At 60.2% G+C, this 16,292-nt stretch carries 13 protein-coding genes; 9 read left to right on the forward strand and 4 right to left on the reverse strand.

What is annotated here, in order from left to right; all coding sequences use genetic code 11:
* The coding region (locus KGB25_RS16870; RefSeq protein WP_223435930.1) for a ThiF family adenylyltransferase at positions 1-456 on the reverse strand (456 nt) is incomplete at its 3' end.
* A 212-nt stretch (positions 457-668) separates the two neighbouring features.
* On the opposite strand from KGB25_RS16870, the gene KGB25_RS16875 reads away from it, so the two are divergent.
* From KGB25_RS16875 to KGB25_RS16890, 4 genes are all read left to right on the forward strand, one after another.
* Positions 669-3,260 (forward strand): glycosyltransferase, encoded by a 2,592-nt coding sequence (locus KGB25_RS16875; RefSeq protein ID WP_032829235.1) that lies wholly within the window; start codon positions 669-671, stop codon positions 3,258-3,260.
* A gap of 198 nt (positions 3,261-3,458) precedes the next feature.
* Positions 3,459-4,610, forward strand: a complete 1,152-nt coding sequence (dapE, locus tag KGB25_RS16880) for a succinyl-diaminopimelate desuccinylase (protein WP_008035465.1) — start codon at positions 3,459-3,461, stop codon at positions 4,608-4,610.
* On the forward strand, positions 4,610-5,422 hold the full coding sequence (locus KGB25_RS16885) for a putative RNA methyltransferase (protein WP_008039372.1): 813 nt from the start codon (positions 4,610-4,612) through the stop codon (positions 5,420-5,422). Before dapE ends, KGB25_RS16885 begins: the two co-directional genes overlap by 1 nt.
* Before the next feature lie 75 nt (positions 5,423-5,497).
* Positions 5,498-5,875, forward strand: coding sequence for a hypothetical protein (locus KGB25_RS16890; protein WP_008035469.1), 378 nt, complete (start codon positions 5,498-5,500; stop codon positions 5,873-5,875).
* Between the two features lie 121 nt (positions 5,876-5,996).
* Here KGB25_RS16890 and KGB25_RS16895 read toward each other — a convergent pair whose 3' ends face one another.
* On the reverse strand, positions 5,997-6,206 hold the full coding sequence (locus tag KGB25_RS16895) for a cold-shock protein (RefSeq protein ID WP_008035470.1): 210 nt from the start codon (positions 6,204-6,206) through the stop codon (positions 5,997-5,999).
* A 235-nt stretch (positions 6,207-6,441) separates the two neighbouring features.
* On the opposite strand from KGB25_RS16895, the gene plsB reads away from it, so the two are divergent.
* The 4 genes from plsB (at position 6,442) to KGB25_RS16915 (ending at position 10,663) form a co-directional block, all read left to right on the forward strand.
* On the forward strand, positions 6,442-8,934 hold the full coding sequence (gene plsB / locus KGB25_RS16900; protein WP_223435932.1) for a glycerol-3-phosphate 1-O-acyltransferase PlsB: 2,493 nt from the start codon (positions 6,442-6,444) through the stop codon (positions 8,932-8,934).
* Positions 8,935-9,093: 159 nt separating this feature from the next.
* Positions 9,094-9,459: a YbaY family lipoprotein gene (locus tag KGB25_RS16905; protein ID WP_207285815.1), complete on the forward strand. Its 366-nt coding sequence runs from the start codon at positions 9,094-9,096 to the stop codon at positions 9,457-9,459.
* A 75-nt stretch (positions 9,460-9,534) separates the two neighbouring features.
* Positions 9,535-9,933 (forward strand): YbaY family lipoprotein, encoded by a 399-nt coding sequence (locus KGB25_RS16910; RefSeq protein WP_207285816.1) that lies wholly within the window; start codon positions 9,535-9,537, stop codon positions 9,931-9,933.
* Between the two features lie 40 nt (positions 9,934-9,973).
* The gene (locus KGB25_RS16915) at positions 9,974-10,663 is read left to right on the forward strand and encodes a DUF4197 domain-containing protein (protein ID WP_008039365.1); all 690 of its coding nucleotides are present in this window, start codon (positions 9,974-9,976) and stop codon (positions 10,661-10,663) included.
* A gap of 651 nt (positions 10,664-11,314) precedes the next feature.
* Here KGB25_RS16915 and KGB25_RS16920 read toward each other — a convergent pair.
* Complete coding sequence (locus KGB25_RS16920) at positions 11,315-14,380, reverse strand: efflux RND transporter permease subunit (RefSeq protein ID WP_223435934.1); 3,066 nt, start codon at positions 14,378-14,380, stop codon at positions 11,315-11,317.
* Between the two features lie 6 nt (positions 14,381-14,386).
* Entirely contained in the window at positions 14,387-15,487 is a 1,101-nt protein-coding gene (locus KGB25_RS16925) for an efflux RND transporter periplasmic adaptor subunit (RefSeq protein WP_192417898.1), read from the reverse strand.
* Between the two features lie 94 nt (positions 15,488-15,581).
* Between KGB25_RS16925 and KGB25_RS16930 the strand changes: the two genes are divergently transcribed.
* Positions 15,582-16,217 (forward strand): TetR/AcrR family transcriptional regulator, encoded by a 636-nt coding sequence (locus KGB25_RS16930; protein ID WP_223435936.1) that lies wholly within the window; start codon positions 15,582-15,584, stop codon positions 16,215-16,217.
* Positions 16,218-16,292: the final 75 nt, after the last annotated feature.

The following is a 16,292-nucleotide window of genomic DNA, read 5'->3' on the forward strand; positions in this document are numbered from 1 at the left end:
CGCCCCGCCCGTGGTGATGATCTGGATCTTGCGGCGTTTGCACCAGGCAATCAGCGCAGCCTTGGCGTTGACGCTGTCGATGCAGTCGATCACACAGTCGATGTTCGGCGTGATGTATTCGGCCATGGTGTCGCGGGTGACGAAATCCGCCACCGCGTGCACCGTGCAATCCGGGTTGATCCCGCGCAGGCGCTCAGCCATCACCTCGACCTTGGGCTTGCCGACGGTGCTGTCCAGCGCATGCAACTGACGGTTGGCGTTGCTGACGCAGACGTCGTCGAGGTCGAACAGCGAAATCTCGCCCACGCCACACCGCGCCACCGCTTCCGCAGCCCAGGAACCGACGCCACCGACGCCGACGATCGCCACGTGCGCCGCGCGCAAGCGCTCTAGCCCTTCGATGCCATACAAACGGGCGATGCCTGCAAACCGCGGATCTTCTGTGCTCATGACCATTACCCCAAAAACCGGCGCGCATTATAGGGCTTCGCAGCGGCAAGTTTTAAGTTTCAAGCTACAAGTGTAAGAACTTATGTGAAAGCCGATTGCCCAATGTCGTGCAATTCCCTGTCCGATGTACGTTCAGTGAACTGCCGGTGTAGGATGCGCGCCCCTTGGCGATCGCCAACCGTTCCTTCGTTCCACAGCCTTTGGAACCCGAAATAGCTATGTCATCGCGTAAATTTGGACTCAACCTGGTCGTGGTGCTCGCCATCGCAGCCTTGTTTACCGGCTTCTGGGCGCTGATCAATCGCCCGGTCACCGCCCCCAACTGGCCTGAACAGATCTCCGGTTTCTCGTACTCGCCGTTCCAGCAAGGCCAGTATCCGCAGAAAGAGCAGTACCCGACCGACGATCAAATGCGTCGCGATCTGGAGATAATGAGCAAGCTGACGGACAACATCCGTACCTACTCGGTCGATGGCACCCTGGGAGACATTCCCAAACTGGCAGAGGAATTCGGCCTGCGGGTTACCCTGGGGATCTGGATCAGCCCGGACCTGGAACGCAACGAGCGGGAAATCACCCGGGCCATCGAGATCGCCAACTCCTCACGCAGCGTGGTTCGTGTGGTCGTAGGCAACGAGGCCATCTTCCGTAAGGAAATTACCGCTGCCGAACTGAGCGTGCTCCTTGATCGCGTTCGCGCAGCCGTGAAGGTGCCGGTCACCACGTCCGAGCAATGGCACGTCTGGGAAGAACACCCGGAACTGGCCAAGCACGTCGACCTGATTGCCGCGCACGTGCTGCCTTACTGGGAATACATCCCGGTGGACAAGGCCGGCCAGTTCGTCCTCGACCGCGCTCGCGATCTGAAAAAGATGTTCCCGAAAAAACCGCTGCTGCTGTCCGAGGTTGGCTGGCCGAGCAACGGCCGCATGCGTGGCGGCACCGATGCGAGCCCGGCAGATCAGGCGATCTACCTGCGTACGCTGGTGAACAAGCTTAACCGCCAGGGTTTCAACTACTTCGTGATCGAAGCATTCGACCAGCCGTGGAAGGCCAGTGACGAAGGTTCGGTGGGCGCGTATTGGGGCGTGTTCAACGCTGCGCGTCAGCAGAAATTCAACTTCGAAGGCCCGGTCGTCGCGATCCCGCAATGGCGCGTACTGGCCATCGGCTCGGCGGTGTTGGCCCTGCTGTCCCTGACCTTGCTGATGATTGACGGCTCGGCCCTGCGTCAACGTGGCCGCACCTTCCTGACTTTTATCGCCTTCTTGTGCGGTTCGGTGCTGGTGTGGATCGGCTACGACTACAGTCAGCAATACAGCACCTGGTTCAGCCTGACCGTAGGATTTCTCCTCGCACTCGGCGCACTCGGGGTCTTTATCGTCCTGCTGACCGAGGCGCATGAACTGGCCGAAGCGGTCTGGACCCACAAACGCCGGCGTGAATTCCTGCCGGTGGTGGGCGATTCGGACTACAGGCCGAAAGTCTCGATTCACGTGCCGTGCTACAACGAGCCGCCGGAGATGGTCAAACAGACCCTCAACGCCCTGGCCAACCTCGACTATCCGGACTTCGAAGTCCTGATCATCGACAACAACACCAAGGACCCGGCCGTCTGGGAGCCGGTGCGCGATTACTGCGCAACCCTCGGCCCGCGCTTCAAGTTCTTCCACGTCGCACCGCTCGCCGGCTTCAAGGGCGGCGCGCTGAACTACCTGATTCCGCACACCGCCAAAGATGCCGAAGTGATTGCGGTGATCGACTCTGACTACTGCGTCGACCCGAACTGGCTCAAGCACATGGTGCCGCACTTCGCCGATCCGAAAATCGCTGTGGTGCAGTCGCCGCAGGATTATCGCGACCAGAACGAAAGCACCTTCAAGAAGCTCTGCTACGCGGAATACAAAGGCTTCTTCCACATCGGCATGGTCACCCGTAACGACCGCGACGCGATCATCCAGCACGGCACCATGACCATGACCCGACGCTCGGTGCTCGAGGAACTCGGCTGGGCCGACTGGTGCATCTGCGAAGACGCCGAGTTGGGTCTGCGCGTGTTCGAGAAAGGCTTGTCGGCGGCGTACTACCACACCAGCTACGGCAAAGGCCTGATGCCCGATACCTTTATCGACTTCAAGAAACAGCGTTTCCGCTGGGCCTACGGTGCGATTCAGATCATCAAGCGTCACACCGCCAGTCTGCTGCGCGGCAAGGACACCGAGCTGACCCGTGGCCAGCGCTACCACTTCCTCGCGGGCTGGTTGCCGTGGGTGGCGGATGGCATGAACATCTTCTTCACCGTGGGCGCACTGTTGTGGTCGGCGGCGATGATCATCGTGCCGCAGCGGGTCGATCCGCCGTTGCTGATTTTCGCGATCCCGCCATTGGCGTTGTTCGTGTTCAAGGTCGGCAAGATCATCTTCCTCTACCGTCGCGCCGTTGGCGTGAACCTCAAGGATGCGTTCTGCGCGGCGCTGGCCGGGCTGGCGTTGTCGCACACCATCGCCAAAGCGGTGTTGTACGGCTTCTTCACCAGCAGCATTCCGTTCTTCCGCACGCCGAAAAACGCCGACAATCACGGCTTCTGGGTGGCGATTTCGGAAGCGCGTGAAGAGATGTTCATCATGCTGCTGTTGTGGGGCGCGGCGCTGGGGATCTTCCTGGTGAACGGGCTGCCGAGCAACGACATGCGCTTCTGGGTGATCATGTTGCTGGTGCAGTCGCTGCCGTACCTGGCGGCGCTGATCATGGCGTTCCTGTCCTCGCTGCCGAAACCGGCCGTCGAGGCCGAAACGGCACCGGCAGTCTAAATCTTTGCAGATGCACTAAACGGCGGCCAATGGCCGCCGTTTTGCTTTAAGATAACCGCCATTTTCCAGGCCTTGCCCCCCATTTCCCGTAGGAGCGAGGCTTGCCCGCGAACGAAGCGACTCGGTGTAACAGATACACCTCATTATCGTTCTTCGCGGGCAAGCCTCGCTCCTACAGATAAAGCACCGGAGTTTTCCATGACGGCCCACGCCGACCTTTCGCCGACCCTCCAACTCGCCATCGACCTGATCCGCCGTCCGTCCGTGACGCCGGTCGACGCCGATTGCCAGAAGCAGATGATGCAGCGCCTGGGCGATGCCGGCTTTATGCTTGAGCCAATGCGCATCGAAGATGTGGATAACTTCTGGGCCACCCACGGCAAGCACGACGGCCCGGTGCTGTGCTTCGCTGGCCACACCGACGTGGTCCCGACCGGCCCGGTGACCGCCTGGCAGATCGACCCGTTCAATGCGCTGATCGACGAACACGGCATGCTCTGCGGTCGTGGCGCAGCGGACATGAAAGGCAGCCTGGCGTCCATGACCGTGGCCGCCGAGCGCTTCGTCGCCGACTACCCGGATCACAAGGGCAAAGTCGCGTTCCTGATCACCAGCGATGAAGAAGGCCCGGCGCACCACGGCACCAAAGCGGTGGTTGAACGTCTGGCGGCGCGCAAGGAGCGTCTAGACTGGTGCATCGTCGGCGAACCGTCGAGCACTACGCTGGTCGGTGACGTGGTCAAGAATGGCCGTCGCGGTTCCCTCGGCGCCAAGCTGACCGTACGCGGTGTGCAAGGTCACGTCGCTTATCCGCACCTCGCCAAGAACCCGATCCACCTCGCCGCCCCGGCACTGGCCGAACTGGCCGCCGAGCATTGGGACCACGGCAACGATTTCTTCCCGCCGACCAGTTTCCAGATTTCCAATGTGAATTCCGGCACTGGCGCGACCAACGTGATCCCCGGTGATCTGGTGGCGGTGTTCAATTTCCGCTTCTCCACCGAGTCCACTGTTGAAGGCTTGCAGAAGCGCGTCGCCGATATCCTCGACAAGCATGGCCTGGACTGGCACATCGACTGGGCGCTGTCCGGTCTGCCGTTCCTCACCGAACCGGGCGCGTTGCTGGACGCCGTCGCGTCGAGCATCAAGGACATCACCGGTCGCGAAACCAAAGCCTCCACCAGCGGTGGCACCTCCGATGGCCGCTTCATCGCGACCATGGGTACACAGGTGGTTGAACTGGGCCCGGTCAACGCGACGATCCACCAGGTCAACGAGCGCGTGCTGGCCGCCGACCTCGACGTGCTGACCGAAATCTACTACCAGACCCTGATCAAGTTGCTCGCCTGATGCTCGCCTGCCCGATCTGCAGCGAACCGCTGAACGCGGTGGACAACGGCGTGGCCTGCCCCGCCGGGCATCGTTTCGACCGTGCGCGCCAGGGTTACCTGAACCTGTTGCCGGTGCAGCACAAGAACAGCCGCGACCCTGGGGATAACCTGGCAATGGTCGAAGCCCGGCGCGACTTCCTGAACGCCGGCCATTACGCGCCGGTGGCCAGGCGTCTCGCTGAGCTGGCGGCGCAATACGCGCCGCAGCGCTGGCTCGACATCGGTTGTGGCGAGGGTTACTACACCGCGCAAATTGCCGAGGCGTTGCCGAACGCAGACGGTTACGCACTGGACATCTCCCGGGAAGCGGTCAAACGCGCCTGCAAACGCAACCCGCAGCTGACCTGGTTGATCGCCAGCATGGCGCGGGTGCCGTTGGCGTCCGGCAGTTGTCAGTTTCTCGCCAGCGTCTTCAGCCCGCTGGACTGGGAAGAAGCCAAACGCCTGCTCAGCCCCGGCGGCGGCTTGATGAAAGTCGGGCCGACCAGCGGCCACCTGATGGAATTGCGCGAGCGGCTGTACGACGAAGTGCGTGAGTACACCGACGACAAGCATCTGGCCCTGGTGCCGGACGGCATGGCGCTGCAACACAGTGAAACCCTGGAATTCAAGCTGACGCTTGCAAGTGGTCAGGATCGCGCCAACCTGTTGGCCATGACGCCTCACGGCTGGCGCGCCAGTGCCGAACGCCGGGCGGCGGTCATCGAACAAGTGGAACCGTTCGAGGTCACTGTTTCGATGCGCTACGATTATTTTGTTCTTCAATCTTAATTTTTGGTCTTGAGCAGCAGCTTGAGGCCGGCTAAATCCGCGAATGGATTTTTCAGACCCGCAGTGAGGACATCCATGCGCCAACCCGATATCGAGATTTACCTGAAAGACGCCGACGTCGACCACAAGGCCGTATCCGCCTGGCTCGGCGCGGCTCTGGGCCCGTGCACCGATTGGGTTCAGAAAGGTCAGACCTACAAGTGCAAGGCTGGCAACGTGCCAGTGACCTGGCTGCCGAAAGCGGTAGGAAAATGGAACAGCCTGTACCTGGAAAGCGACCAGACCCCGTGGGAAGACGACATCGCCTGCGCCCGCGCCGCGTTTGCCGCGCTGAACGTAGAAGTACGTTGTGCACCGGGTAGTTGGGTCGAGGAAGAAGGTGAAGAGACAGCGGATCGCTGGATGCGCATCAGCGCCGATGGCGAAGAAGAGATCACCTGGAAAACTGCGTAACCCATCACAGCACGAACCTGTAGGAGCGTGGCTTGCCCGCGAAGCTTTTAGCGTCAGTGATGACGCCTTCGCGGGCAAGCCTCGCTCCTACAGTGGGTTTTGGGTGATCTGAAGTGTGGGTTTACAACCCCACCACATCCTCAGCCTGCAAACCCTTCTCCCCCGTCACAACGCCGTACTCGACCTGCTGGCCTTCAGTCAGCGAACGATGCCCCTCACCGCGAATCGCGCGGTAGTGCACGAACACGTCCACCCCGTCCTCGCGCTGGATGAAGCCATAGCCCTTGGCGTCGTTGAACCACTTCACGTTGCCGGTTTCGCGTGTTGCCATTTGTTCATACTCCCTTTTTATTATTGATCGGGCTTTTCGCAGGAAAGCCTCGGGAACGTCAGCCTGCGCATACCGGTCCCATGAGGGTGACGGCGACAGTGCGCCGAGTATATGTCAGACATTTAATCTCTCAATAGCACTTTGATTGCCGCTTTTTTGCCGATTTTCAGTGAATCCGGCACACTATCGAGCGCCCGAGCAAACGCTCGGTTTATTCCACTCATGCAGAAGCCGTATGACCCGTTCCCCGTTCCGCCGTCTTGTGTTTGGCACCCTGCGCCGACTGCTCTATCTCTGGGTTCGCTCGGAGACGATCAATCAGTCGTCGTTCACCCTCAACCTCGACCGCAGCCGTCCGGTGTTCTACGTCCTGCAAAACCCTTCGCTGACCGACCTCGCCGTGGTCGACACCGAATGCAGCAAGGCCGGCCTACCGCGCCCGGTGCTGCCGGTGTCTGTCGGCAATCTGCTGGAACCTGCCGCGTTCTTTTACCTGACACCTGAGCCCGACTGGCTCGGTCGCCAGGACAAACGCGGCGCGCCACCGACCCTGACCCGACTGGTCAGCGCCCTGAGCCAGAACGCTGCCGAAGACGCGCAGATCATTCCGGTCAGCGTGTTCTGGGGCCAGTCGCCGGACAGCGAATCGAGTCCATGGAAACTGCTGTTCGCCGATAGCTGGGCGGTTACCGGGCGCCTGCGCCGCTTGCTGAGCATCATCGTGCTGGGGCGCAAGACCCGCGTGCAATTCTCCGCGCCGATCCACCTGCGTGAACTGATCGAGCACGACAAGGGCCACGAGCGCACCGTGCGCATGGCCCAACGGATTCTGCGGGTGCACTTCCGCAACCTCAAAGCCGCGGTGATCGGCCCGGACATTTCCCACCGTCGCAACCTGGTCAAAGGCCTGCTCAACCAGCCGCTGGTCAAGCAAGCGATCCTCGACGAAGCCGAACGCGAGAATATCTCCCCGGAGAAAGCCAAGGCCCAGGCCCTGCGCTACGGCAACGAGATCGCCTCGGACTACACCTACACCGCGATACGCTTCATGGAAGTGGTGCTGAGCTGGTTCTGGAACAAGATCTACGACGGCATCAAGGTCAACAACATCGAAGGCGTGCAGAAGGTCGCCCCGGGTTACGAAGTGATCTATGTGCCGTGCCACCGTAGCCATATCGACTACCTGCTGCTGTCCTATCTGCTGTTTCGCAACGGCCTGACCCCGCCGCACATCGCCGCCGGGATCAACCTCAACATGCCGGGGATCGGCGGCCTGCTGCGTCGCGGCGGTGCGTTCTTCATGCGCCGTACCTTCAAGGGCAACCCGCTGTACACCTCGGTGTTCAACGAATACCTGCACACCCTGTTCACCAAAGGTTTTCCGGTCGAGTATTTCGTCGAGGGCGGCCGCTCGCGCACCGGGCGCATGTTGCAACCGAAAACCGGGATGCTGGCGATCACCTTGCGCAGCTTCCTGCGCTCCTCGCGCATGCCCATCGTGTTCGTGCCGGTGTACATCGGTTATGAACGCGTGCTGGAAGGCCGGACTTACCTCGGCGAACTGCGTGGCGCGAGCAAGAAGAAAGAATCGATCTTCGACATCTTCAAAGTCATCGGCGCCCTGAAGCAGCGATTCGGCCAGGTGGCGGTGAACTTCGGCGAGCCGATCAAACTGGCGGAATTCCTCGACAGCGAACAGCCAGACTGGCGTCAACAGGAACTCGGCCCGCAGTTCAAACCGGCCTGGCTCAACGAAACCACCAACCGCCTCGGCGAGAAAGTGGCGCAGCACCTGAACGAAGCGGCAGCGATCAATCCGGTCAACCTCGTGGCGTTGGCATTGCTGTCCACCAGTCGCTTGGCACTGGACGATCGTGCCATGGCGCGGGTGCTGGATCTGTATCTGGCGCTGCTGCGCAAGGTTCCGTACTCGCCGCACACCACGCTGCCGGAAGGTGACGGCCGCGCGTTGATCGAGCATGTGAAGGACATGGACCTGCTGTCCGAGCAAAGCGATGCGCTGGGCAAAATCCTCTATCTGGACGAGCAAAACGCCGTCCTGATGACTTACTACCGCAACAACGTGCTGCACATTTTCGCGCTGCCGGCGTTGCTCGCGAGCTTCTTCCAGAGTGCGTCGCGCATGAGCCGCGAGCAGATCCTGCGCTACACCCGCGCACTGTATCCGTACCTGCAATCGGAGCTGTTCATTCGCTGGTCGCTGGACGAACTGGATGCCGTGATCGATCAATGGCTCGAAGCGTTCGTCGAGCAAGGCCTGCTGCGTTTCGAGAACGACGTTTACCTGCGCCCGGCACCAAGCTCGCGGCATTTCGTGTTGCTGACGCTGCTGTCGAAGAGCATCGCCCAGACCTTGCAGCGCTTCTACATGACGGTTTCCCTGCTGCTCAACAGCGGCCAGAACAGCATCAGCGCCGAAGAACTGGAAGACCTCTGCACGGTCATGGCCCAGCGCCTGTCGATCCTGCATGGCCTGAACGCGCCGGAATTTTTCGACAAGAGCCTGTTCCGCCACTTCATCCAGACGATGCTCGACCTCGACGTGCTCAAGCGTGACGAGGCCGGCAAGCTGAGCTATCACGAACTGCTCGGCGAACTGGCCGAAGGTGCGGCGAAACGGGTGTTGTCGGCGGAGATCCGCTTGTCGATCCGTCAGGTGGCGTTGCATCGCAGTGAAGATGCGGCGGAGTTGGTCACGCCTGTTTGATCGCACGGCCCCCAGGGGTTCAGAAGCAAGGAAGCTTCCGATCCACCCTGACATCAATTCACCCCCTAATCAGGGAATTCCCCTACATCTGGTTCCGGTGCCTTGGCGATAGGCTGACTGCTCGTCATTTCCGACGATTTATTTGATAAGGAAATCAAAATGAGCAGCGAACCTGTAATGAACATCAGCGGTACCGTGTACTACCTGCACAAGATTGCCCTTCCACTGAACTCGACACTTTACGTCGATCTGCTGGATGTCACTGCGACTGATGCCCCAGCCAAACTACTTGCCCGACAAGTTATCTCTGATGCGGAAAAGAAAGCGTTAACCTTTTCCCTGCTGTACCAGGTTGCGGATGTCCTGCCTGGCAATAGCTATGCAATCCGTGCACGCATCGAAACCCCCGAGCATATGATTTACAAGACCATCAAACTTCATCGAGTGGAGCTGGGTGTAAACCACCTGCGCCCGGAGGACGTTGTCGTTCGTAGCGTTCGTGAAACACCGGAAGGTAACTTCTAAGCCCTCGCCTGAAAAAAACGCTAAATTGTCGTTGGCGCCAGTCTTCTTCAGGTGCCAACGACAAGGATTGAATGCATGAAAAAACTTCCGCTTCTGGGACTGGCTGCTTTGCTCAGTGCCTGCCAAACCCCGCAACCCGCCGCCAAAACCAGCCTCGATGGCGAAGTCTTCTACCTGCAACGCATCGCCCTGCCGCCGACTGCCACCCTGAGCGTCAGCTTGCAGGACGTATCGCTGGCCGACGCTCCTGCCGTGGTGCTCGACGAGCAGAAAGGTCCGGTCAAAGGCCAGGTGCCACTGCCGTTCCATCTGAGTTACGATCCGGCCCAGGTCAAACCCGGCCATCGTTATTCCGTCAGCGCGCGAATCGAAGTGAATGGCCAACTGATGTTCATCACCACCGAACATCACGCCGTACAACTGAATGGCAGCGACCCGCAGCCACTGAAAATTCGCGTCGACGCCGTCCGTTAATTCTTTTTTTGCTCATTTTTTTCCGAACAAGGAAGCCGCCATGTTCCGCCCTACCCTTCGCTTCGCCGGCCTGTGTGCAGGTTTGATGATTTCCGCCAGTGCCATGGCGCTGTCACTCAGTGACTTGTCGCAAAAGGACGCTACCGGCGGTCTCAAGGATGCCCTGACCCAAGGCGCGCAACTGGCCGTGAAACAACTCGGCACGCCGGGCGGCTTCAGTAACAACCCGGACGTGAAGATCGAACTGCCGGGCAAACTGGGCAAGGTCGCCAGCAAAATGAAACAGTTCGGCATGGGCGATCAGGTCGATCAGCTGGAAACCAGCATGAACAAAGCGGCGGAAACGGCCGTGGTCCAGGCTCAGCCGATCCTCGTGGATGCCGTGAAGAAGATGACGGTCGACGATGCCAAGGGCATTCTCAGCGGCGGTAATGACTCCGCCACGCAATACCTGAACAAAACCAGCCGCGAACAGATCCGCGCCAAGTTCCTGCCGATCGTCAAACAAGCCACCGACCAGGTTGGCCTGGCCAAGCAGTACAACTCGTTCGCCGGACAAGCCGCGACCATGGGCGTGGTGGATGCGAAAAGCGCCAACATCGAAAGCTACGTGACCGAGCAGGCCCTGAACGGTTTGTTCGAGATGATCGGCAAACAGGAAGAAACCATTCGCCAGAACCCTGCGGCGGCGGCGACCAGTTTGGCGAAGAAGGTGTTTGGTTCGCTCTAAGCCTCAACACAACGCCATTGTGGGAGCGAGACCGGCTTGCCGGCGAATGCAGTGTATCAGTCGAATTTGATGTCGATTGACACACCGCGTTCACCGGCAAGCCGGTCTCGCTCCCACAATGATTCTGCGTATATCAGCTAGAACAGCTTGGTTGTCAGGCCGCCATCGCCGGCAAGCCGGCTCCTACAAAGGCGTGGTACATCCGCGAAAACAGGTCGGCTGTCAGGCCGCCATCGTCGGAACGCCGCCCGCAGCGAGCCGGCTCCTACAGGGGATCGGCGTACACTCGCTTCTCACCACTCATCAGGCCGAGCGTTAGCTCGCCTGCAGCTCTTGATCTTGATCCACCCGCCCCTTCGGGAGGCCGAGTGGAGGTTCTGCGCAGTGGGCAACCCGGCATGGATGCCGGGTTAGCCGCCCCCGGCCATGGATGGCCGATGGCGGCGGGCCCACGGAGCAGGACCGGAGCGAGGGTACGCCGAGCCTTAGCGAGGAGCCGGACGCCGGGGCGAGCCTTTTTGGGTACTTTTTTGGCGTTTGAAAAAAGTGCCTCGCCGTAAGGGCGAAACCATAAGCGGCCGTAACCGCAGAAATGGATATGTACTTAATAACCAAGAACCTGGTCGGCCCGAAGGCCGCCAAGACCACCCATCAAACCGTTTCTTTCTTGATGCGGAACCACGCCGCATACAGCGCCGGCAAAAACAGCAACGTCAACGCCGTCGCGACAATCAATCCGCCCATGATCGCCACCGCCATCGGCCCGAAGAACACGCTTCGTGACAGCGGGATCATCGCCAATACGGCGGCGAGCGCGGTCAGCACGATCGGCCGGAAACGACGCACCGTGGCTTCGATAATCGCCTGCCACGGTTTGAGCCCGGCGGCGATGTCCTGCTCGATCTGGTCTACCAGAATCACCGAGTTACGCATGATCATCCCGGACAGCGCGATGGTCCCGAGCATGGCCACGAAACCGAACGGCTGGCGGAACACCATCAGGAACAGGGTCACCCCGATCAATCCCAATGGCGCTGTAAGAAACACCATCACCGTGCGTGAGAAGCTTCGCAGTTGCAGCATCAACAACGTCAGCACCACAACGATGAACAGCGGCACACCGGCCTTCACCGAATTCTGCCCACGGGCGGAATCTTCCACGGTGCCGCCGACTTCCAGCAAGTAGCCGTCAGGCAGTTCCGCGCGGATCGGATCGAGCGTCGGCATGATCTGCTGCACCAGCGTCGCCGGTTGTTCCTTGCCATAGATATCGGCGCGGACCGTCACGTTCGGCAAGCGGTTGCGGTGCCAGATGATGCCTTCTTCAAAGCCGTATTCCAGCGTCGCGATCTGCGACAACGCCACGCTGCGACCGTTGTCGGTCGGCACCGCCAGGCTCGGCAGCAACGACAGTTCAGTGCGTTCATGCAACGTGCCGCGCAGCAGGATTTCGATCAACTCGTTGTCTTCGCGGTACTGACTGACGCTGGAACCGGTCAGCGAGCTTTGCAAAAACTTCGACAGGTTCGCCGTGCTCACGCCCAGCGCGCGGGCGCGGTCCTGATCGACGTTCAGATAAACCACTTTGCTCGGCTCTTCCCAGTCCAGGTGGACGTTGGCCACATGGGGATTCTCGCGAACCTTGGCCGCCACTTTTCGAGCCAGGGCGCGGACGTCCTCGATGTGTTCGCCGGTGACCCGGAACTGCACCGGATAGCCCACTGGCGGGCCGTTCTCCAGACGCGTCACCCGCGAACGCAGGGCCGGGAATTGTTCGTTGAGGGTTTCGATCAGCCAGGTCCGCAGGGTTTCGCGGTCCTCGATGGTCTTGGCCAGGACGACAAACTGGGCGAAGCTCGCTGCAGGAAGTTGCTGATCCAGCGGCAGGTAAAAGCGCGGCGAACCGGTACCGACGTAGGCCACGTAATTATCGATGCCGGCGTGATCCTTCAGTAAACCTTCAAGGCGTTTAACCTCGTCGGCGGTGTTGCTCAGCGAAGCGCCTTCGGCCAGTTTCAGATCGACCATCAACTCCAGTCGTCCCGAGGCCGGGAAGAACTGCTGCGGTACAAAACGGAACAACACGATGGAGGCGATAAACAACACCACTGTCAGCGTGATCACCGTTTTGCGCCAGCGCACGCACCATTCCACCAGGCGTCGGACACGTTCATAAAAAGGCGTGGCGTACGGATCAGGCTGACCAATGCCGTGTTTCGCTGCGTGAATCTTCGCCAGGTCCGGCAGGAGTTTTTCCCCCAGGTACGGCACGAAAACCACGGCGGCAATCCACGACGCCAGCAGCGCGATGGTCACTACCTGGAAGATCGAACGCGTGTACTCGCCAGTGCCCGATTGCGCAGTGGCAATCGGCAGGAAACCGGCGGCCGTGATCAGCGTGCCGGTGAGCATCGGGAACGCGGTGCTGGTCCAGGCGTAACTCGCGGCTTTGATCCGGTCAAAGCCCTGCTCCATTTTGATCGCCATCATTTCCACGGCGATGATCGCGTCGTCCACCAGCAAGCCCAACGCCAGCACCAGCGCGCCAAGGGAAATCTTGTGCAGGCCGATGCCCAGGTAATACATGCAGGCGAAGGTCATCGCCAACACCAGCGGAATCGCCAGCGCCACCACCATGCCGGTGCGTACGCCGAGAGAGAAGAAGCTCACCAACAGCACGATGGCCAGGGCTTCCACCAACACTTGGACAAACTCACCGACACCGGTTTTCACCGCGGCGGGTTGATCGGAAACCTTGCGCAGCTGCATGCCGGCCGGAAGGTTTTTCTGGATCCTGGCGAACTCGATTTCCAGCGCCTTGCCCAGCACCAGAATGTCGCCGCCTTCCTTCATCGCCACGGCCAGACCGATGGCGTCTTCGGCCATGAAGCGCATGCGCGGCGCCGGAGGATCGTTGAAGCCACGACGCACGTCCGCGACGTCGGAGATACGGAACGTGCGATCACCGACGCGAATCGGGAAGTTCCTGATCTCTTCGACCGTCTGAAAATTCCCCGAAACCCGTAGCTGCAATCGCTCACTGGTGGTTTCAAAGAAACCGGCCGTGGACATCGCATTCTGCTCTTCAAGTGCCTGCTGCACCGCCGCCAACGGCAAACCGAGAGTGGCGAGTTTGACGTTGGAGAGTTCGATCCAGACCTTCTCGTCCTGCAACCCGAGCAGGTCGACCTTGCCCACATCCTTGACCCGTTGCAGCTGAATCTGGATGCGGTCGGCGTAGTCCTTGAGCACCGCGTAATCAAAACCGTCGCCGGTCAGCGCGTAGATGTTGCCGAAGGTGGTGCCGAATTCATCGTTGAAGAACGGGCCCTGAATGCCCGGTGGCAAGGTATGACGAATGTCGCCGATCTTCTTGCGGACCTGGTACCAGAGATCCGGAATTTCCACCGAGTGCATGGAGTCACGCGCAACGAACGTCACCTGGGATTCACCCGGTCGAGAGAACGAAACGATGCGCTCGTACTCGCCGGTTTCCATCAGCTTCTTTTCAATGCGTTCGCTGACCTGGCGCGACACTTCCTCGGCGGTGGCCCCCGGCCAGTTGGTGCGGATCACCATGGCCTTGAAGGTGAACGGCGGGTCTTCGCTCTGGCCCAGTTTGGTGTAGGAAAGTGCGCCGACAATCGCCAGCAACAGCATCAGGAACAGTACGATCTGGCGGTTACGCAGCGCCCATTCGGAAAGATTGAAACCCATCGGGGATTACTCCTTGCCCGCTAGATTGACCACGCGGTTGGAGCGATCCACCGGGCGCACTTGCTGCCCGTCGTGAAGCACATGCACACCGGCTGCCACCACCCAGTCACTGGCGTTCAGGCCTTCGAGCACCGGCACGGTTTTCTCGCCGAACGGGCCAACCCGGACCGGCGCTTTCTTCAGGGTGTTGTTGGCGCTGAGCACCCACACGTAGGTGGCACCGTTTTCGGCGGTAACTGCCGAGAGCGGTACCGACAGCGCCACGACATCGGCAGTCTGGATAAACACCCGGGCGCTCTGGCCGAGCTCGGCCGGAACCTTGCCGGCGGTGAACGCAATGCGGGCGGCGAAGGTGCGGGATTTCGGGTCGGCGGCGGGTGACAACTCACGGATGCGCCCGGCAAAACGCTGATCAGGTTGGGTCCAGAGCTCCACCGACACCGGCTGCCCGACCTTGAAACGACCGAAGCTCTGTTCCGGCAGGCTGATCAACACTTCGCGCTCGCCATCGGTGGCGAGGGTAAACACGGTTTGACCGGCGGCGACGACTTGCCCGACTTCCACCGCACGCTTGGCCACGACGCCGTCCTGCGGCGCACGCAGCACGGCGTAGCTGGCCTGGTTGGTCGAGACGTTGAATTCGGCCTTGATCTGCTTCAGGCGCGCTTCACCGGATCTGTATAGATTTTCGGAATTGTCGTACTGCGAGCGGCTGACCATCTGACGATCCATCAGGGTCTTGTAGCGATCGCGCTCGGCACGTACGAGATTGAGATTGGCTTCGGCAGCCGCGACCTGAGCGCGGGTGGCTTCCAGTTGCAGGCGGACGTCCTGGGGATCGAGTTCGGCCAGCGGTTGATCGGCCTTGACCCGCTGTCCTTCTTCGACCAGTCGTCGGCTGACTTTGCCGCCAATGCGAAACGCCAGATCCGGCTCGTAGCGAGCACGGACTTCACCGGGATAGCTTTCCATCGCTTGTGCCGAAGGCTCTGGCTGCACCACCATGGCCGGTCGGACGGTGACTTGCGGTGCCTCTTCGTGACCACACGCAGACAATAAAAGCGCCAGACTGACTGGCAATGCGAGGGGCAAGGCATAGCGGAACATGGTGAAGGACCTTTCGCTAATGGTGCTTGGAATAATTATACTGACCAGTATGTTATTAATAGCAAACTCACCAGTCCAGTATTAAAAGCGAATAATGCCGAACAACTTTTCATCACCCAATGGTCCGGGCCGCCCCAAGGATCTGGCCAAACGCCAGGCAATCCTCGATGCGGCGAAAATCCTGTTCCTGAGCAATGGCTATGCGAGCACCAGCATGGACGCCGTCGCGGCCGAAGCTGGCGTGTCGAAGCTGACCGTCTACAGCCATTTCAACGACAAGGAGACGCTGTTCTCCGCCGCCGTTGTCGCCAAGTGCGAAGAGCAATTGCCTACGCTGTTTTTCGAATTGCCTGACGGCATTTCAGTGGAAACGGTGCTGTTGAATATCGCGCGCGGCTTTCATCACCTGATCAACAGCGATGAATCGGTGAACCTGCACCGGTTGATGATGACGCTGGGCAGCCAGGACCCGAAACTCTCGCAGATCTTCTTCGAGGCCGGGCCAGAGCGCATGCTGCATGGCATGGAACGGTTGCTGACCAAGGTTGATCAGAGCGGTGTGTTGAGCATCGACAAGCCACGTAACGCGGCGGAGCATTTCTTTTGCCTGCTCAAGGGCGCGGGGAATTTTCGGTTGTTGTATGGCTGTGGCGAACCGTTGACCGGGGATGCGGCGGAGGAACATGTGCGGGAAGTGGTGGGGTTGTTTATGCGGGCTTATCGTCCCTAGTCAGCCTGATAGATTGATATCGTTCTAACGGACGCCTTCGCGGGCAAGCCTCGCTCCTACAGGGGCCGCGGTGCT

The organism is Pseudomonas sp. BF-RE-21 (assembly GCF_019947305.1).
Taxonomy (GTDB): Bacteria; Pseudomonadota; Gammaproteobacteria; order Pseudomonadales; family Pseudomonadaceae; genus Aquipseudomonas; species Aquipseudomonas migulae.